Annotated in this window: 24 protein-coding genes; 20 read left to right on the forward strand and 4 right to left on the reverse strand. The window is 52.7% G+C overall.

Annotation, left to right across the window (positions count from 1 at the left end; translation table 11 throughout):
• The first annotated feature begins 183 nt into the window (after positions 1-183).
• Positions 184-396: a hypothetical protein gene (locus BJU60_RS09415; RefSeq protein ID WP_070328637.1), complete on the forward strand. Its 213-nt coding sequence runs from the start codon at positions 184-186 to the stop codon at positions 394-396.
• Here the strand turns inward: BJU60_RS09415 and BJU60_RS09420 are convergent.
• Together BJU60_RS09420 and BJU60_RS09425 are read right to left on the reverse strand one after the other, a co-directional pair.
• The gene (locus tag BJU60_RS09420) at positions 373-1,122 is read right to left on the reverse strand and encodes a hypothetical protein (protein ID WP_141737242.1); all 750 of its coding nucleotides are present in this window, start codon (positions 1,120-1,122) and stop codon (positions 373-375) included. The genes BJU60_RS09415 and BJU60_RS09420 overlap by 24 nt on opposite strands.
• 3 nt (positions 1,123-1,125) lie before the next feature.
• Positions 1,126-1,872: a hypothetical protein gene (locus BJU60_RS09425; protein WP_070328639.1), complete on the reverse strand. Its 747-nt coding sequence runs from the start codon at positions 1,870-1,872 to the stop codon at positions 1,126-1,128.
• 165 nt (positions 1,873-2,037) lie between these two features.
• On the opposite strand from BJU60_RS09425, the gene BJU60_RS09430 reads away from it, so the two are divergent.
• From BJU60_RS09430 to BJU60_RS09480, 11 genes are all read left to right on the forward strand, one after another.
• The gene (locus BJU60_RS09430; RefSeq protein WP_070328640.1) at positions 2,038-3,192 is read left to right on the forward strand and encodes a DEAD/DEAH box helicase family protein; all 1,155 of its coding nucleotides are present in this window, start codon (positions 2,038-2,040) and stop codon (positions 3,190-3,192) included.
• A complete protein-coding gene (locus tag BJU60_RS09435; protein ID WP_070328641.1) occupies positions 3,189-3,857 on the forward strand; it encodes a ComF family protein in 669 nt (222 codons plus the stop codon). The genes BJU60_RS09430 and BJU60_RS09435 overlap by 4 nt, the downstream gene beginning before the upstream one ends.
• A gap of 58 nt (positions 3,858-3,915) precedes the next feature.
• On the forward strand, positions 3,916-4,260 hold the full coding sequence (locus BJU60_RS09440) for a flagellar protein (protein WP_070328642.1): 345 nt from the start codon (positions 3,916-3,918) through the stop codon (positions 4,258-4,260).
• Positions 4,261-4,284: 24 nt separating this feature from the next.
• Positions 4,285-4,536 carry a flagellar biosynthesis anti-sigma factor FlgM gene (locus tag BJU60_RS09445; RefSeq protein ID WP_016509310.1) on the forward strand — a complete coding sequence of 84 codons (252 nt, stop codon included), beginning with the start codon at positions 4,285-4,287 and terminating at the stop codon, positions 4,534-4,536.
• A gap of 110 nt (positions 4,537-4,646) precedes the next feature.
• Positions 4,647-5,003 carry a flagellar export chaperone FlgN gene (flgN, locus tag BJU60_RS09450; protein ID WP_070328643.1) on the forward strand — a complete coding sequence of 119 codons (357 nt, stop codon included), beginning with the start codon at positions 4,647-4,649 and terminating at the stop codon, positions 5,001-5,003.
• A 12-nt stretch (positions 5,004-5,015) separates the two neighbouring features.
• Positions 5,016-6,518, forward strand: a complete 1,503-nt coding sequence (flgK, locus tag BJU60_RS09455; RefSeq protein WP_070328644.1) for a flagellar hook-associated protein FlgK — start codon at positions 5,016-5,018, stop codon at positions 6,516-6,518.
• A 6-nt stretch (positions 6,519-6,524) separates the two neighbouring features.
• Positions 6,525-7,475: a flagellar hook-associated protein FlgL gene (gene flgL, locus BJU60_RS09460; protein WP_070328645.1), complete on the forward strand. Its 951-nt coding sequence runs from the start codon at positions 6,525-6,527 to the stop codon at positions 7,473-7,475.
• Between the two features lie 6 nt (positions 7,476-7,481).
• Positions 7,482-8,057 (forward strand): DUF6470 family protein, encoded by a 576-nt coding sequence (locus tag BJU60_RS09465; protein WP_070328646.1) that lies wholly within the window; start codon positions 7,482-7,484, stop codon positions 8,055-8,057.
• Between the two features lie 15 nt (positions 8,058-8,072).
• On the forward strand, positions 8,073-8,510 hold the full coding sequence (gene fliW, locus BJU60_RS09470) for a flagellar assembly protein FliW (protein WP_070328647.1): 438 nt from the start codon (positions 8,073-8,075) through the stop codon (positions 8,508-8,510).
• Entirely contained in the window at positions 8,510-8,737 is a 228-nt protein-coding gene (csrA, locus tag BJU60_RS09475) for a carbon storage regulator CsrA (protein ID WP_016509303.1), read from the forward strand. The genes fliW and csrA overlap by 1 nt, the downstream gene beginning before the upstream one ends.
• A gap of 147 nt (positions 8,738-8,884) precedes the next feature.
• Complete coding sequence (locus BJU60_RS09480) at positions 8,885-9,895, forward strand: GGDEF domain-containing protein (protein WP_254281684.1); 1,011 nt, start codon at positions 8,885-8,887, stop codon at positions 9,893-9,895.
• A 30-nt stretch (positions 9,896-9,925) separates the two neighbouring features.
• Here the strand turns inward: BJU60_RS09480 and BJU60_RS09485 are convergent, their stop codons facing one another.
• Positions 9,926-10,840 (reverse strand): YitT family protein, encoded by a 915-nt coding sequence (locus BJU60_RS09485; protein ID WP_233589581.1) that lies wholly within the window; start codon positions 10,838-10,840, stop codon positions 9,926-9,928.
• Between the two features lie 120 nt (positions 10,841-10,960).
• Here BJU60_RS09485 and BJU60_RS09490 point away from each other — a divergent pair, with 120 nt between their 5' ends.
• Entirely contained in the window at positions 10,961-11,257 is a 297-nt protein-coding gene (locus tag BJU60_RS09490; protein WP_070328649.1) for a putative quinol monooxygenase, read from the forward strand.
• 33 nt (positions 11,258-11,290) lie between these two features.
• Here BJU60_RS09490 and BJU60_RS09495 read toward each other — a convergent pair whose 3' ends face one another.
• Entirely contained in the window at positions 11,291-11,785 is a 495-nt protein-coding gene (locus tag BJU60_RS09495) for a hypothetical protein (protein WP_016509305.1), read from the reverse strand.
• Positions 11,786-11,943: 158 nt separating this feature from the next.
• Between BJU60_RS09495 and BJU60_RS09500 the strand changes: the two genes are divergently transcribed.
• The 7 genes from BJU60_RS09500 to BJU60_RS09530 all read left to right on the forward strand — a co-directional run bounded on the left by BJU60_RS09500 (position 11,944) and on the right by BJU60_RS09530 (position 18,335).
• Positions 11,944-12,429 (forward strand): hypothetical protein, encoded by a 486-nt coding sequence (locus tag BJU60_RS09500; protein WP_236635493.1) that lies wholly within the window; start codon positions 11,944-11,946, stop codon positions 12,427-12,429.
• A 58-nt stretch (positions 12,430-12,487) separates the two neighbouring features.
• Positions 12,488-13,315 (forward strand): GNAT family N-acetyltransferase, encoded by an 828-nt coding sequence (locus BJU60_RS09505; RefSeq protein WP_070328651.1) that lies wholly within the window; start codon positions 12,488-12,490, stop codon positions 13,313-13,315.
• Positions 13,316-13,337: 22 nt separating this feature from the next.
• A complete protein-coding gene (locus tag BJU60_RS09510; RefSeq protein WP_367946376.1) occupies positions 13,338-13,649 on the forward strand; it encodes a hypothetical protein in 312 nt (103 codons plus the stop codon).
• 122 nt (positions 13,650-13,771) lie between these two features.
• On the forward strand, positions 13,772-15,061 hold the full coding sequence (locus BJU60_RS09515; protein ID WP_083274095.1) for a methyl-accepting chemotaxis protein: 1,290 nt from the start codon (positions 13,772-13,774) through the stop codon (positions 15,059-15,061).
• A 230-nt stretch (positions 15,062-15,291) separates the two neighbouring features.
• On the forward strand, positions 15,292-16,155 hold the full coding sequence (hag, locus tag BJU60_RS09520) for a flagellin Hag (protein ID WP_070328653.1): 864 nt from the start codon (positions 15,292-15,294) through the stop codon (positions 16,153-16,155).
• A gap of 70 nt (positions 16,156-16,225) precedes the next feature.
• Positions 16,226-17,116 (forward strand): flagellin Hag, encoded by an 891-nt coding sequence (gene hag, locus BJU60_RS09525; protein WP_070328654.1) that lies wholly within the window; start codon positions 16,226-16,228, stop codon positions 17,114-17,116.
• Between the two features lie 70 nt (positions 17,117-17,186).
• On the forward strand, positions 17,187-18,335 hold the full coding sequence (locus tag BJU60_RS09530) for a flagellin (protein WP_070328655.1): 1,149 nt from the start codon (positions 17,187-17,189) through the stop codon (positions 18,333-18,335).
• Positions 18,336-18,403 lie beyond the last annotated feature (68 nt).

Consider the following 18,403-nt stretch of genomic DNA (forward strand, 5'->3'; position numbering starts at 1 on the left):
CACGTCCGTGATTAAGGAAGAGTCTACAAAAAGAACGTAGGATTCGATGATGGAATCGATACACTATACGAAAGAGCCACCTGCTGACTTTGGAGAATTGTTAAACATTTATGAAGAACTAGGGTGGAATTCACTTGGGTTATCCGCTGAAGAGTTGGAGCACAGCCTTCCGTCAATTAAAAGGTGTACGTGAAAGAGCTGCCTGTCGTCTACGAAATGTTGCCGTTAGAAGATACATTGAAACAAATGTGCGAAGCGCGAACAAATAGTGCCATCTTCTTTGACGAATATGGCGGCACGTCCGGCCTCGTCCACCCTGACGTCCAAGAGGCACAACAAAAGGTTCATCTGCTGTATGCGGATGAACCTTTTCTAATTATTGAGACGTTGTTCTAAGTGCTTTACAAAATCAGGTGAATCGATGTCATCATAGAAGATATCTTCAGTATAACGCTCCACCCCATCGATTGTGATTTGGAGTTTGATTGAGTGGAAGCGAATGTTACGGTCGTCAGCCTCATATTTGAGGTCACGTAATAAATCCGCTGCCTCTTCATAAGTGTACGATTTACTCCTCACATGAGCAAAGAGAATCCCGTATCGTGCTCCATAAAAGGCTAGCCCTGTTACTTGGTCTACCTCTAGGTCGTCAAGGTCTATCTTGTTTACTTCGTCTTTGTCTTCATCCCATTGTAAATACGGTAATTCGGCCATAAGTGAGATACGATCTGAAAAGACTAACCGGAGAGCATCTTGAACAGCTCGGTCGTAAGCTTCTTGGATACGCGTGTATGTATTGAACTTTGAGACGACATCTTCTTCATAGCTATCATCAACAATCTTGCCACTCCGTGTCACCCTTACCGTGAAATCGGTGTCGACGCTTGTGTCCGAAGTCATTCTGACGTGATATTTCGGATCATATAGTGATAAGTACATCACGTCTGTCACATGAAGCGTTCGGTCCGTGTAAGTCTGGTGGACATAGTCTTCGGCTGCTTGGATGGCGCGCTGTTCGGCTTTTTCGCTTCCGTCAAGCACATACCAGAACCACCATCCTAACAAAAAGATGCTGAGCATACCTAATCCGGTCAAGACGTTGTGGATAAGTCGTTTATGCATCAATTACTTCATATCCTTCCATTCGTTATCATTTCGTTGCAAGCGCTCGGCCAACCCATCATCGTCGATATCTTCCGCGTTGACGCGTCCGGAATAGAACGAGTCGCGCCCGTCTTGAATCGTGACGAGGAGCGTCCGGAACGGTACATCGGCCTCGTCGAGAACGCGTTTGATGTCACGCATCCGTTCACTTGCGTGCCGGGCTGTCGCGTCTTCGCCTTCAATCGAGATGAAGAGGGAACCGTGATTTTCTCCGATTTGTTTGATGTCATACGGGTGATCGAGGATGAGCGTTGCCGGGTCAAGCGCCTCCTCATCCGAGTCCTCACCTTCATAGACGGTCAACACTTCTTCATACAAATCGTGGTCGAACGGGAGCGAGAGGAGCGCTTTTTCCACGAGCGGGCGATATTCCGCATTCAGCCGATTGAACGTCACCATCCCTGAAAGGACATCATCGTATTCGTCTGACAGGATGGTGCCATCTGGGGAGACAGTCACATAAAACTGAGTGTCCTCGCTCGAAGGTGAAGCGATTGTAACGACATATGTATCGTCGCCCCAAATCATCAAACCGGCGTGGACGGCTGATAAATCCATCTCTGGATATGTCGAAGTGACGTATTGTTCCGCCGCCTCTATGGCCCGCCGTTCGTCCCGCGGGTCACCGAACAGTGTGTGTGACAGGAGCATGCCGACGCCATAAAGGATGAGCCCGGCTCCAAGCAACGTCCCAAAGAAACGACGCATGTTCACCACTTCCTCGCTAAATATAGTTGACTACTTCCATTATTTTACTCGATTCCATCCGGGAAGGCATCATCCTTTAGAATGAAACGGGTCGACTTGCCTGAAATAGCGGGTGTGGCACGGAAGCAAGCGACCTGATAACGTCAGACAAAAAGGACTGATCGTATGGGACAACTCGTCTTGCAACAAGGCGGGAAGCGGGCCATTCGCTTCGGCGTCTGTCAGCGCTGTCTGAGCACCGATATCCGCGCGTTCACCTGTCATCACGGCGCATGTCAGTATTGCCGCAATTGCTTGCACCTCGGGCGGGTATGCCGCTGTGACTTTTTAGCAGAGATCGACGTCACGACGCCGGTCGAACCGACTGAACTCGTTATGCCGTTCGAGCTGGCAGACGCGCAACAACGTGTCAGCGAGCAATTACTCACGTGGTGGGAGAAACGACAGACCGGTCTCGTCCACGCCGTCTGCGGTGCCGGCAAGACCGAGATGGCGTTCCCGGTCATTGCCCGCATCGTCAATGAAGAGAAGCGTGTGTTGATCGTCTCCCCACGACGTGACGTCGCCATCGAGTGGGCCGACCGGCTCGAAGCTGCGTTCTCTGTCCCAATCACCCGGCGCTACGGGGGCGGGGACAAGGAATCGATCGGGATGATCACCGTCGCGACGGCCCCGCTTCTTGTGAATTTGCGCGACGTGTTCGATTATGTCCTCGTCGACGAGTCGGACGCGTTCCCGTTCGCCTTCGACTTATCGCTCTGGTGGACGCTCTATCGTGCCGGGAAAGGCGTTTTTTTATTCGTCACGGCGACACCGACGCTTTGGCAACGTCAGTTTCCAACCACCCACTTGTCGCGCCGCTATCATGGCCACGACTTGCCGATGCCGCGGCTCGTCAAACAGACCGAGTCAGCCATTCTCGACTTTTGCCGGAGCCATGAGGCGCCGCGCCTGTTGTTCGTCCCGACGAAACCGGACCTTGTCCGTTATGGAAAGCTACTTGAGACGGCCGGGCTCGACTACCGGGCCGTTTCGGCCGACACTGATGCGCGAACGGATACGCTCGTCTGGCTAGAAGAAACGAACGGCATCGTGCTCGCGACGTCGATTTGGGAGCGCGGCATGACCGTCCGCGGCGTCCAGGTCGCCATTCTCGATAGTGACCATCGTCTGTTCTCGACGCGCGCCCTCATCCAGATGGCGGGCCGGGCCGGGCGAAAGCCCGACGCGCCGACCGGGGACGTCGTCTTGTTTTATTCCGAGCGGACGTTCCGGCAAGACCAGACCATCCGCGCGATCGAGGAGGCGAATCGGCGATGAACTGCCTCGTCTGCCGCCAACCGATGACGGTGCCGTGGAGTCCGGCGACGCTATTGAAACGCGACTGGGTCTGTCCGGACTGTGAAGCGATGTTGACCCCGCTCGAAGCGGGCTGTCCACGCTGCGGTCACCCTAACCCAGACGGGAAAACGTGTCCGGACTGCATCCGTTGGCTCGCGCTCGGTCTCGATTTGACGGTCCGTTGCCTCTACGTTTACGACGAGGCCGGTACGAATTGGCTCCATCGCTTCAAGTTCGGCGGGGACGTCGCGCTCGTCGGCCACGTGACAGACGTGCTCAAACGGACGCGCGAATCGGGCGTGATTTACGTGCCGATCCCGCTTAGCGAGGAGCGGCTTTTGACGCGTCGCTTCAACCAGGCGGACGTGCTCGCTCGATCGATCGGACCGACAAAACAACTCCTTCAAAAAGAAGAGGTTTCAAGTCAGCGTGAATTTGGGAAAGGAGAAAGGCGGCACCGTCCAAACCCGTTTGCTGTACAAGTTGCGACTACATATGGGAAAATCGTGCTCGTCGATGACGTCTATACGACCGGCACGACGCTCCACCAAGCAGCGTACACACTGAAGAAAGCCGGCTATGCAGAAGTTTCTGCGGTTTGCCTGTTCCGGGCGCTAAACAAATCAAAAATGCGTCCGATATAAAGGGCAGAGGTGAATGACATTGGAAGCAGCAACTTGTCAGATGTGTGGGCGTTTGTTTATGAAACAAAGCCGCTCACCGTACTGTCCGTCATGTAGTGAAGTCGATTTCCAAAACTTCTTGAAAGTGCGGGACTTCATTCGGGAACCAGCCAACAAACAGACAACAATCGGGGCCTTAGTCGAAGCGACAGGTGTCTCCGAACTTGATATCACGCGATATATCCATGAAGGACGCTTGATCATCAAGGACAACCCAGCAATGAGCATCGCTTGTGTGCGCTGCGGCAAGGCGACGAACGCAGGAAAAGTTTGTTCGGCTTGTCAGGCGGAGATGCAGCAAGAACTACAAGGTTTACAAGCAAGTGTAAACAAGACGAGCGCTCGCGCTTATCGTTTGGACTAACAACTTAGAAGAGGGGGGACACGCATGCGCATCGATTCTGCAAAGTGGGTACATTTACCGAACACTTACGAGAAGAAAACGCTAGCCGAGACGAAGCCCGAGCTAACACGCCAAACGGACCGAATATCGATATCGGCTGAAGCCCGCGCCCGGTTTGAAGAACCGGTGAAAAATCCGGACCGTCTTGAGAAGATCAGCGCCTTGAAGGCGGAGATCAACGCAGGGACGTATACACGGGACGCGCGCGACATCGCCAAACGCTTTCTACAAGGATGAATGGAAGCGAGGTCCGCTTGAGGCCTTCGCACTTATAACACGGCACGGAAGCTGACTAGACAAGGGAACCCCTTTTTAGTCAGCTCTTTTTTTGGAAAAAGGAGACCATTATGCTCACATTACATACACGTTTACTCGAACTCGCTTACGCAAAAGAACAACTGCTCATCAAAGGTGATATGCCCGCTTTCAGCGCGCTCGTCAAAGAAGAAGCGACGATTGTCCGACAAATCGGACAAAAAGAGACGGAACGACTTCAAGGTTTGCTCGTTTTGGACGATGAAGAGAAGGAAGCGCTACGACCGGTGCTGTTCGAACTGAAGCGACAGAATGAACTGAACGCGACGTTGCTCGAACAGTCGCTCCGGTATATCAATTGGCATTTGGACATGCTCATGCCAGAAGCAGACGATTTCACATACGGGCAACAGGCGTTCGAGACACGCTCGTTCAGCCGTGACGTATAAGGAGGAACATTCATGGGCTCAACATTTATGGGATTAGAGACGGCGCGACGCAGTTTGACGACGCACCAGTGGGCGCTGCAGGCGACGGGGAACAACGTCGCCAACGCCTCGAACCCGGGCTACTCGCGTCAACGACTGTCAATTGGCATGACCGAACAGCTGAGTGTCAACTTCGGCGGAACGAAGGCCGGACAGTTCGGGACGGGCGTACGCGGGGAGACGCTCGCCCGCATCCGCGACTTGATGATCGACCAACAATACCGTGACGAGACGGTCAAAAACTCGTTTTACGCGACGAAAGAAGCGGCGTTCAGCCGGATGGAAGATATCATCAACGAACCTTCTGAGAACGGTCTCGCCAAATCGCTCGACTTGTTCTGGGGATCGCTCCAAGACTTGTCGGTCAACCCGGATGACACCGGCGCCCGCAGCGTCGTTCGTCAACGGGCGATGACGCTCGCCGAGACGTTCAACTATATGTCGTCCTCGCTCACGAAAGTCCAAGACGATTTGAAGTCAGAAGCCGACGTCGTCATCAAGAAAGTGAACGACCTGTTGACGAAGATCAGCGACGTCAACCGTCAAATCGGGGACGCGGAACCGCTCGGCGCGCTCCCAAACGAACTGTATGACGCACGTGACCGCTACATGGACGAGCTCGCGCAATACGTCGAGTTCGAGCGCAAACCGGTCGACTACTTGAACGGCGAGACGCGCGGTAACTCGCAGCGGATGGCCGAGGGGCGGATCGATATTGTCGTCAACCTCGGAACGAAAGCCGCACCGAACAACGTGACACTCGTTGACGCCATCGGAGGAGGGGTCGGGAAATTTGACGGCCTCGAATTGACGGATGCGGCAGGCGCAGTCACGCCGCTCACCCACGCCGAGATTCCGAACGGGAAGTTGAAAGCACTCGTCGAAATGTATGGCGAGGGTGCGAACGAAGGGATTGACGGGGCCTTCACCGTCATGCTGAAAGATTTGGATGAGATGGCCAATCAATTCGCGACTGCCTTCAACACCGCGCATAGTGGCAATATCGATGCGACAGGCGTCGCAGGCACGGATCAATTTTTCGTAAACGTGACGAGTGCGGCGGATATAACCGTCGGCGATGACATTATGAAGAACCTCGATTTGATCGCCGCTTCAAAAGACGGCAACATCGGTGACGGCAGTGGGGCGTTGGCGCTAGCCGACTTGAAAAACCAAGCGTTGGCGTTTACGGGCGGCTCGGTCACGACCAATTCGTCGATCGGGAAGTATTATCAAAACGTCATCGGCAACATGGCCGTCTCGGCGAGCCAGAGCGGAAGTCTCGCCAAGAGCACGTTCGCGCTCATGGCGAGTTCGGACCAGCGCCGCCAATCGGTGAGCGCGGTCTCGCTCGACGAAGAGATGACGATGATGATCCAGTACCAGCACGCCTATAACGCGGCGGCACGGAACATCACGGCGGTCGACGAGATGCTCGACAAAATCATTAACGGCATGGGTGTCGTAGGGAGGTAATGAGTAATGCGTGTCACACAGACGATGCTCACACAGACGAACTTGAAACATTTATCGAGCAGTTATAACACGCTCGCCCGCGTCCAAGAACAACTGATCAGCGGGAAACGGATCCAAAAAGCGTCCGAGGACCCGGTCGTCGCGATGCAAGGCATCCGTTACCGGACCGAAGTGCGCGAAGTCGACCAGTTCCGCCGTAACGTCAGCGAAGCAACGAGCTGGATGGACTTGACCGACTCGACGTTGAACGAAGTGACGGAAGCCGTCAAACGGATCCGTGAACTGACGACGCAAGCGGCGAACGACACGTACGAGTCGTCGCAACGCGAGATCATCAAGAGTGAGATCGACCAACTCGTCGAACATATCGGTTCGCTCGCGAACTCGAAAGCCGGCGAGAAGTATATTTATAACGGGACGAAGACGGATCAGCCGCTTATCGATATGGACAAATTAAAGGGCTATTTAAAGAACGATCCCTTAAATCCGGTCACGATTGCTGAAATTTATACAGCAAACGAAATACCGGGTGATCCTGACCCGAGCGGCAAAATCGAGTTCGAAGTCTCGAAAGGGATCAAGATGCAAGTGAATATGCAACCGGAGACAGTCTTTGGACAAAAGCTGTTTGAGGGACTTCAAAAATTAAGTGGCTTGCTTGGGGCAGCGACGACAGGCGGGGCCGAATTATCAGCCGAACTGGCGACGCTCGACACGCTCGGTCAAAGCTTGATCACGGAGCGGGCTGAACTCGGGGCTCGCGCCAACCGGCTCGAACTCGTCGATAATCGTCTGCAAGACCACGAAATCATCGCCAAGACGATCATGTCGAACAATGAAGATATCGATATCGAGAAAGTCATCATGGAGCTCAAGTCACATGAGACGGTACACCGGGCCGCACTGTCGGCCGGGGCCCGCATCATCCAGCCGACGCTCCTCGACTTCCTCCGGTAAGCGCGGATGAACCTGGCGAGACTTGAGATGCGGCAGACACAGGCCGCGATCCAGATGACGTCGAACCGCCCCGTGCTCGAGATGAGACAAGGGCGGGCCGATGTGTCGATGACGCAAGGCAAGGTCGAGATGACGCAACAGACGAGACAAGGCACGCTCGAAGTCGATTCTTCGGTCGCACGCAGTGAGAGCAACTTGAAAAGCGCGCTCGAACTCGGCCGCTACTTCGGCCAGCTCGGCGAACAAGGCGTGCGCGAGGCGACGAGCCAGACGGCCCGGGAAGGCGATCAACTGATGCGGATCGAGAACGGCAACCCGATCCCGAGCATCGCTGCGAGCAAAGTGAACGACCCGTACCCGATCGTCGACATGGGCTATATGCCGAAGTCGATCGACCGCGTCAAGTTGACGTATACGCCGGCGGATGTCAAAATCGAATGGAACCTGACGCCGGCACAAATAGATGTATCGCTTACCCCGGCCGAGATTTCGTTCACACCATGGACGACGGACATCTCGCTTCGCCAAGAGGCGTCGCTCGAGATGTGGCCAATCGGTGGCATGTATGATGAGACGCGTTGAAAGTGAGGACAAACCATGTTCATTGAGACAGATTATTTTGGCAAGATTGAAGTGAATGATGAAGAGACGATTTCGTTCGTCAGCGAGGTGCCCGGTTTTCCGGACTCGAAGACGTTCGTCCTCATCCCGTACGGGGACGACCTCCCGTTCTGGTCGTTGCAGTCGATCGAAGATTCGGCTTGTGCGTTCGTCGTGACGAACCCGTTTTGGCATAAGGCGAATTATGCGTTCGAACTGACGGACGGTGCCAAGGAGCAGCTCGCGATCGGTGAGGCCGAGCACGTCTCGGTATACGCCATCGTCACGCTTCGCGAACCGTTCGACGCCTCGACGCTCAACTTGAAGGCACCGATCGTCATCGAGACGAAAGAGCGCCGTGGCAAGCAAGTCATCTTAGACGATGCCTACTCGGCCCGCTACCCGCTCGGCGGCCAGAAAGCAGAGGTGCGCTGATGCTCGTATTGAAACGAAAACAAGGTGAGGCGATCCATATCGGCGACGATGTGACGCTCACCGTGCTCGCCATCGAAGGCGACCAAGTCAAGCTCGGCATCGACGCCCCGCGTCACATCGACATCCATCGCCACGAGGTGTATGTCCAGATGCAAACCGAGAACGAATCGGCCCGCGATAGTGCCAATTTGATGAAACAAATGCTTAAAAACAAGTCGGAAGCATGAGCTTTCGACTTTTTGGCTGGCTGAATTTTTAGATAGGCTGACACGTGTCACACGGGTACGATAGGATAGATAGGAAGAATTGGGAAAGGATTGGGTCGATTGGGTCAGGTTGTAAACATTTTTTTCATTAATATCAGCATCATTTATTTGCTCATTTCGTTGACGTTTTATGTGATGCGTGACGTTTTGCCGATTCAAGTGTCATCACCCATCTCGATCCGCATCTGGTTCGGGCTGTCGAACGGACTGATCGCTGTGTTGCTGACGATCAACTCAATCGTCGTCGACGGGGCCAAAATCGACCTGCGGATCATCCCGTTCGCACTCGCGGCGGCATTCGCCGGTCCGGTCGGGGTGACCGTCGCCATCATCACATCTGTCGCGGCCAGGTTGATGACAGAGGGATTCAGTGCGGTCATCATGAACGCCTTCGTCATGATCGGCATTTTTTGGGTGATTGCCGTCGGGCTCGGTCGCCAATCGGTGCGCCGAGGTCATTCGTTCGCGGTGTATATCGCGATCGGCATGGCGCTCGTCCTCGTCCGCGTCGTCGGCAACGTCTCGCTCGATACGTTTATCGACGTGTTCATCCCGTATTTCCTGATGACATCGCTCGGGGCTTGGATGTGCTACTGGGGTGCCAAGAAGTTGGAGACCCACCTTTGGATGTTCCGTCTGCATACCCATCGGGCGACGGTCGACGAGTTGACGGGACTCCCGAACCGCTACATGACGCTCGAACGGTTGAGCGAGGTGGAACTGTCAGGTCGACCGTGGGCACTCTTCGTCATCGATGTCGACCATTTCAAGCAATTGAACGATACATATGGCCATCGTGCCGGCGACGAGGCGTTGCGTCAAATCGGTGAGACGTTACGCCTGAACTGCCCGGACGGGGGATTTGTCGGTCGGTACGGCGGCGAAGAATTTTTGATGGTCGTCGAAGGTGCAGGGGAGGCCGTCGTGGCGCTTGCCGACGCGGTCGTCGATGTCGTCCGCGAGACACCATTCACGTTCGAGGGGGAAACGATCCCGATGACGATCTCGATCGGGGCGTCGGTCGCCGACGCCGAACCGAGCATGCTTGTGTTCGAGCGGGCCGATGCGGCGCTCTATGCGGCGAAGATGAGCGGACGCGATCAGGCACGGTTAGGATAACGCAAAAGGTCGGCCCTGGGGCCGACCTTTTTAGTGGATATTTTTCTTTTTGAACTGTCCGCCCCGGACGTCGTGGATGTTACCGATGGCGAGGAACGCCTTCTCGTCATAGTCGTCGAGGATGTCTTTCAATTTCGTCTCCTCTAGACGGCTGATGACGGTGAAGACGACTTTTTTGCCGTCACCCGTGTACGCCCCTTCGCCGTGAAGGTACGTCACGCCGCGGCCGAGCCGGTCCATGATGGCTTGACCGACGTCGTCCGGCGACGTCGTGATGATCCACGCCGCTTTCGATTGGTCGATCCCTTCTAACACGATGTCGATCGTCTTGAAGGCGACGAAATAGGTGATGAGCGAGTACATGGCCCGGTCCCAGCTGAAGACGAACCCGGCCGTGCCGAGGATGAAGATGTTGAAGAACATGACGATCTCTCCGACCGAGAACGGGAGCCGGTCCGTGAACGACACGGCCAAAATCTCGGTCCCGTCGAGCGAACCGCCGGCCCGGATGACGAGCCCGATCCCGGCGCCGAGCAAGAAGCCGCCGAACACGGTCGAGAGGAGCAGATCGTCCGTGAACGGTTCGATCGAGTGCAATAGGATTGTGAAGCCAGACATGAGTAAGATGGCGACGAGCGTGACGACGGCGAACGTCTTCCCGATTTGGCGGTAGCCGAAGTAAATGAACGGCAAGTTGAACAGGACGAGCCAGATGGCGATTTTTGTCTCGGTCAAATAAGAGACTATGATCGAGACGCCGACGATGCCGCCGTCGATGATCTGGTTTGGGACGAGGAACGCCTCGAGCCCGATCGCGAAAATGAAGGAGCCGATCAAGAGGAGCAGCGCTTTCGCGAAGAGCTCGGTCGGTTTGATTGGATTATGTTCCCGCTTTAAGCGGAGCACTTCCTCCGGGGTCGGGGAAGGCATCGGTGGACGCTGCATCGCGTATCGCCCCTTTCCTTTTTGTTTTAGTATAGCAAACCTCACAACGGATTTTACGGTCGAGGCAGGAAATCTGACACAAATTATGGAACAAGTCGAGATTCAGGAAGGAGAGATCTCATGCGTCCATATGGATTGTTCGGCAAGTTGACCGCTATTCCGGGTGAGCGTGACACGTTGCTCGCGATCTTGCTCGAGGCGGCCGAGGCGATGAAACAAGAGTCGACGTGCGCTATGTACCGGGTGAACGTCTCACTCGATGACGATTCGATTCTCGTCTACGAAGTGTGGGAAAGTGTAGACGCCCATCAGCAATCGCTCTCGCTTGAGACGACGAAGACGCTGATCGAGCGGGCGCGACCGGTCTTGGCCAAAGTCGAGCGCTTGGCCGTGTTCGAGCCTAGAGGCGGGCATTGAAAAACATCCACGTCCGCGGACGTGGATGTTTTATCAAGATTTCGTCAAACTGCCTTTGACCTGCTCATAAAACTCGTCCATCATACCGGTACGGCTGCCGAGCTGACAGATGAGTTCGAGCGTCTCTTTATAGAACTTTTTGACGAGTCCTTTGTTTTTGACTTCCATCGACGCGAGCGTCTTGTCGAGGTTTTGGAGAATCTCCTCGATCTGGTTGTCCGAGTCCGGTTTGACGACCGTCATGTTGTCCGGGATCTTGACGACTTTTTCTTGTTCCTGGTGACGGAACGAAGCGCCGAAGCCAAGGTTCTCGATGAACAAGTGCGGCATCGCCTTCTGACCGAAGAATTGTTGGTGCCACTCGCTCGCTTTCATCGTGTCCATGTCTTGCTTGAACGTGGACGCCGTCGAGACGTATTTTTTAAACAGATCCGTCATGAACTTTTCGATGACCGGGATTTGCAGGGCGAAGACGTTTTTCAAGAGCGCGTCGAGCTGTGCGCGCGACAATTGGGATTCGTTTGACATGTCAGTTCCTCTTTTCTGTAATACGATATCTTTATCGTATGGGATTGGCGGACGGGCGTCAACGCATCCTAAAAAGTTTTTTCAGAATATTTAATGATTTGGTGATGTTTTGTGCGATAATCGTCTCATGGCAGTCATCAAAGAGGAGTGAGTTCAACATGAATAAAACAGTAAAATGGGCCGTCGCGCTTGGCGTGACCGGTGCCCTCGTCGCAACGGTCGGTGTCGTCTCGTCACGCGGACGGACCGATGATACGTCACAGACGATCCGTGACCGCGACCTCGGCTACGAGATCATTCTCCCGTCGAAGATCGCCGAGGCGATCGAGCGCGGTGACGTCTATATCGAGAAAGCACAAGACGTCGTCGATATCGGCGATAAAAATAGCTATGGCACGTTCGACCTCTACTATAACGTCGAGGACGGGGACGACCAACTGTTGTTCCACCTTGACTTGATCGACCGTGAACTCTCGGAAGAGGCGTTCGCGACCGAAATCGGTTACGGCAACTATCTCGGCGCGAGCGACAAGACGTTCTTCTGGGTCGAGCCGACCGAGGCCGTCCCAGGTGCCGAGGCACATACGGACGAGATCGCGGAGCTGCTTGAGACGCTCCCAGAGCTCGAGTTCCGCACGTTATGAGTCAGCCCGCTTCGGCGGGCTTTTTCGATTATGCTACAATACAGTTGAGGTGATTCGTATGAATTGGACAGTAGAAGAAGCAAGACAGGCAGAACATGTAACAGCGCTCGAAGGAGCGGTCAACGCGCATGACGCGATCGACGTGAAAATCGGTCACGTCGCGGTCGGACAGAACGACTACGCCGTCTATGACGGTGAACAGTTGATCGGTTATTTGATGTTGTTCCCGTATCTCCCGAACGAGTATGAGGTCAATGCGCTCGTCCATCCGGACTACCGCAAGCAAGGCATCTTCACGGCGCTCCTAGATGCAGCGAAACGCGACGCGAAAGAGAACGGTTGCGAGGCGTTCACGTTCGTCATCGACCGCAAGTCGAAGTCGGGTAAGGCGGTCGTCGACCACATTCAAGCGGCGTATCAGTTCTCGGAGTACAACCTCGTCTTGAAGAAAGCCGAGCTGTTCTTGAAACCAAACGAAGTGTCGCTTCGTGAGGCAACCGACGCCGACCGTCCCGTCATCATCGAGACGCTTAGTGAGGCGTTCGGTGACCCGGTCGACGTGACCGAGAATATTTATAGCCAAATCGACACGCCGGACCGGGTGACATACATCGGTGAAGTCGAAGGCCGTCCCGTCGGTGTCATCCGCGCGCTATTGTCAGGTGACGATGCCGCGAGCATCCACGCGTTCGGCGTGCGGGCGAGCGATCAGGGCCAGGGCTACGGCACGAAGATGTTGAAGCAGATGGTCCAACAACTGTTCCGTATGGGCCGCACGAAGCTCGAACTCGACGTCGAGACCGAAAACAAGGCCGCACTCGAGATCTATAAGCGGGCCGGATTCGCCGAGAACGGCGGCTATGAGTTTTACCTACTAGAACTGTGAGGTGGAGACGATGGTTCGTAATTTGAAATGGTTAGGCGCCGCCTTCGAGGCATTGCTAGGCATCCCGGTGCTCGGTGGCTTGTTCATCATCAGCATGGGTTATTCGCCGCTCGGTTTTATGCTCGTGTTCCATATCGTCGTATTGATTTTATCGATCACACGGCTGAATAAACTTTCGTTCGGTCCGATCGTCGGAATCACGGCGTCGGTGCTCGGCTTCATCCCGTTCGTTGGCATGATGTTGCACTGGGTGGCGGCGATCGCTCTTGCGATCGATGCGCTCACGACGACCCGTGAACGGACACATGTGATAAAAGAAGACGACCGCTTTTAACGGACGCTCTCGAATTCGAGGGCGTTTTTTTCATTGACCAAAACTTCAAGTGAAAACGCTATACAAAAGCTTCCAAGTGGACGATATAGTAGGTGATGAATTGCACAGAGGAGGAACTCATAGTGAAAGTATTTAAAAACTTTACGACTCAACTGCTCGCCTGGATTTTGGTCACATCGTTCATTACAGGTGGGGCGGTCGGGTTCATCACGCTTCAATTGACAGAGCTCGAACTAGCTAAGGGTCAGGTCATGCTCGTCGGGACGGCCGTGGCCCTGCTTATTTCAGTACTAGGAGGGGGCGTCATTTACTTGATCGCCCGTCGCCCGCTTAAAGCAATCGAGTCAGCGTCAGACAAGGCGGTCGAGGTCGGCAACGGCGATTTGACGGTCGTGTTCGCAAGTGAGACGACGAGCGACCGCTCGGAGATGGGGCGTCTGCTTCTGTCGATGGACAACATGGTCGAACACTTACGGGAACAAGGGACGAACATGCGCTATACGGCGGACCAATTGACGGGTTCCGCGCAAGAAATCGCGGCAGCGGTCCAAGAAGGCAACACGGCCGGCGAAAGCATCCGCTCGGCGATGAACGCCTTGAACAAGATGCTTGAAGACAATGTCAACGCGACATACAGTTCGATGGACCTGCTCGGTGCCGTCGCCCGGACGATGGAGAACATCCGTAAAGAGATGGGCTCGGCGCTCGAATCGGCGAGCGAGATGCAACAAGAAGCCGAGAGCGGGAAAGGTTTGGCCTCGTCGTCGGTCGACGCGATGCATGCGATCGCTGGGAAAGTCGAACAGTCGTCGACACTCAATAGTCAATTGACGGAGAAGACAGGTGAGATCTCACGCATCACAGACGTCATCAGCGACATCTCGGCGCAGACGAACTTGCTCGCACTTAACGCGTCAATCGAGGCGGCGCGGGCCGGTGAGCACGGACGCGGTTTCGCGGTCGTCGCGGCCGAAGTCAAAAAGCTCGCCGAACAGACGGCGAACTCGACGCAAGAGATCACGGATTTGATCGTCGACGTCAAACGGTTAGTTGGTGACACGTCGTCATCGATGGCGAACGTGAAAGCAGAAGTTGAGACGGGTGTCGGGCTCGTCGAGAAGGCGGGCGGCGCGTTCGCGACGATCCACAGTTCGGCGAATGAAGTGTACAGCCACGTCCATTCGGTCGATGCGCTGCTTGACGAGTCACGTGGACAGATCGATTCGGTCGTCACAAACTCGGCTGGCATCGTCGGGATGGTTGAAGAGGCGTCACGTTACGCGACAGAAGTCACGTCAGCTGCGAGCCAGCAGGCGGCGAGCCTTGGTGAAGTTAACGGTGCGATGACGGAACTCGTCCGTGTTGCCGAGAGTTTGCAGAACGAGACGGAGCAAGTGAAGGTGGAAGCGTGAGGAGGAGCGGCAAGTGATGGGTCGTTTTCTATTAGATTTGAAGAGAAGTAGTCAAAATGTGTAACTTTTTTTAATAATGACTAAACAGATACCTGTATATTCCGATATAGAGTATGGAAACGATAATACGTTCCAACTAATATAAGGTGAAGGCCGGCCTAAACCTTGTATGCTCGGACAAATGGATTTGGAAGAGCGGAAAAAACTCAAACCTATGGAGGGAAATTACAATGATTATCAACCACAACCTTAACTCGATGAACGCACACCGCAACATGTCATTCAACACAGCACAGACAGGCAAAGCGATGGAGAAATTGTCTTCAGGTCTTCGCATCAACCGTGCGGGTGACGATGCAGCTGGTCTCGCAATTTCCGAAAAAATGCGCGGTCAAATTCGTGGTTTGGATCAAGCGACACGTAACGCACAAGATGGCATCTCACTCATTCAAACGGCTGAGGGTGCATTGAACGAAACGCATTCAATTCTTCAGCGCATGCGTGAGTTGGCTGTTCAAGGTTCAAACGATACAAACACTTTGACTGATCGCAAAGAACTTCAAAAAGAGTTTAACGAGTTAATTACAGAAATCGACCGAATTTCAACAGATACTGAATTTAACACTAAGAAATTATTGAACGGTAGTACTGACGCTACCAACATGAAATTTCAAATTGGTTCAAATGCGGGCCAAGCTTTAGACCTAACAATTAATAAAATGGATTCTTTAACTTTAGGAACTCCTCTAACAGGAACGAAACTTAGTGCACTAAAACTCGATTTAACTACTGCAACAACAGGTGGATTACTAACGACAGCTAGTGCTGCTATCACTGTAGTAAGTGATGCAATTGAGCAAGTTTCAGCAGAGCGTTCAAAACTTGGTGCCAACCAAAACCGTCTCGAGCACACAATCAACAACTTGAGCACTTCTGCCGAGAACCTTCAAGCTGCAGAATCACGTATCCGTGATGTCGACATGGCAAAAGAGATGATGAATTTCACGAAGAACAACATCTTGAATCAGGCTGCTCAAGCAATGATGGCCCAATCGAACCAACAGCCGCAAGCAGTGCTTCAACTTCTTCGTTAATAATTGATTCAATAATAAGTAACTGGCAAAAGGATTTGTCAGATAAAGTATATTTTGGAGGGAACCAAGTATGATTATTAACCACAACCTTAACTCGATGAACGCTCACCGTAACATGTCATTCAACACGGCACAGACGGGCAAAGCGATGGAGAAATTGTCTTCAGGTCTTCGAATCAACCGTGCGGGTGACGATGCTGCAGGTCTTGCAATCTCTGAGAAAATGCGCGGGCAGATTCGCGGTTTAGATCAATCTACACGAAATGCTCAAGATGGAATTTCATTGATTCAGACTGCTGAAGGTGCATTGAACGAAACCCACTCAATCCTTCAACGGATGCGTGAATTGGCAGTTCAATCGTCGAACGATACGAACACAGGGACTGATCGCTCAGAAATTCAAAAAGAAGTGGATCAGTTGGCAATTGAAATCACACGTGTTGCGAACAACACCGAATTCAACACAAAAAAATTGTTAGATGGTTCTGCTAAGACAAGTGGCGGCCCTGATAATGCTGCAGATTTAACATTCCATATCGGGGCGAATGCTGGTCAAACGCTTAACTTGTCTATCGGGGCAATGGATGCACAGACACTAGGAGTTTCGGGATCTGGAGGATTGGCAGCTACGGGAACTGATGCAGCTGTTACAACAGCTGGTATTAGCGTTATTTCACAAAGTGATGCCAACCTAGCGATTACAGAAATTAGTAAAGCGATTGAAAAAGTTTCTTCTGAACGATCTATGCTTGGTGCAAATCAAAACCGTCTTGAGCATACAATCAACAACTTGAGCACTTCAGCTGAGAATCTTCAAGCTGCAGAATCACGCATCCGCGACGTGGATATGGCTAAAGAGATGATGAACTTCACGAAGAACAACATCCTTAACCAGGCTGCTCAAGCGATGATGGCCCAATCGAACCAACAGCCGCAAGCAGTGCTTCAACTTCTTCGTTAATAATTGATTCAATAATAAGTAACTGGCAAAAGGATTTGTCAGATAAAGTATATTTTGGAGGGAACCAAGTATGATTATCAACCACAACCTTAACTCAATGAACGCTCATCGTAATATGTCGTTCAATACAGCACAAACCGGAAAAGCAATGGAAAAACTGTCTTCAGGTCTTCGTATCAACCGTGCTGGCGATGACGCTGCAGGTCTTGCGATTTCTGAGAAGATGCGCGGTCAGATTCGCGGTCTTGATCAGGCCACACGAAACTCACAAGATGGGATTTCATTGATTCAAACAGCTGAAGGAGCATTGAATGAAACCCACTCAATTCTTCAACGGATGCGCGAGTTGGCAGTTCAATCGTCTAACGATACAAACACGCTAACCGATCGAAAAGAGATTCAAAAAGAAATGAACTCGTTAACTTCAGAGATTAACCGAATTGGTAACTCGACTGAATTTAACACACAAAAACTTTTGAATGATTCTAAGAACGGTGAAGGTACAAAAGCGGTGTTTGATGTCACTATTGCAGCTTACGGGACTGGAACCATCGATATAGCAGGTGTGACAGGAGTCGATAAAACTAGTTCTGCTACCCTGGTAGCAGGTATAAATGCTGGATCAGCAAGTTTTAACGCAAAAGCATTTGAAGATGGTACAATTCGTTTAACTGCTAAAGCTGCAGGTGTGAATGCTCACGGTGTTGGAACAGGAGGCACTGCTCAGGTCATTCAAACTGGGGTGGCAGCTGATGCTACAAAGAGCATGAAATTCCAAATTGGTGCAAACGAGAGTCAGAGTTTGACACTCAGTATCTCAGATATGAGATCAAGTGCATTAGGGGTTTCTTTCGCTGCAACAACAGATGCTGAATTAGCAGTTACAAATGGTTTAGACGCTACGGTTACTGAACAGGCACTGGATGTTCGCTCTTCTGCAAAAGCACAAGCAGCCATTGCGAAGTTAGACTCTGCGATTGAGACCGTTTCTTCTGAGCGTTCTAAGCTTGGAGCAAACCAAAATAGACTTGATCACACAATCAACAACTTGAGCACTTCAGCTGAGAACCTTCAAGCGGCAGAGTCACGTATCCGTGACGTTGACATGGCGAAAGAGATGATGAACTTCACGAAGAACAACATCTTGAACCAAGCTGCACAAGCAATGATGGCCCAATCGAACCAACAGCCGCAAGCGGTTCTTCAACTTCTCCGTTAAGATTTATACTCATTCTTAACCAATGCTCACAAGAATCTAGCTACAAAAATGTCCGTCTCTCGTTCTTC

Source organism: Exiguobacterium aurantiacum (assembly GCF_001766415.1).
Taxonomy (GTDB): Bacteria; Bacillota; Bacilli; order Exiguobacteriales; family Exiguobacteriaceae; genus Exiguobacterium; species Exiguobacterium aurantiacum_A.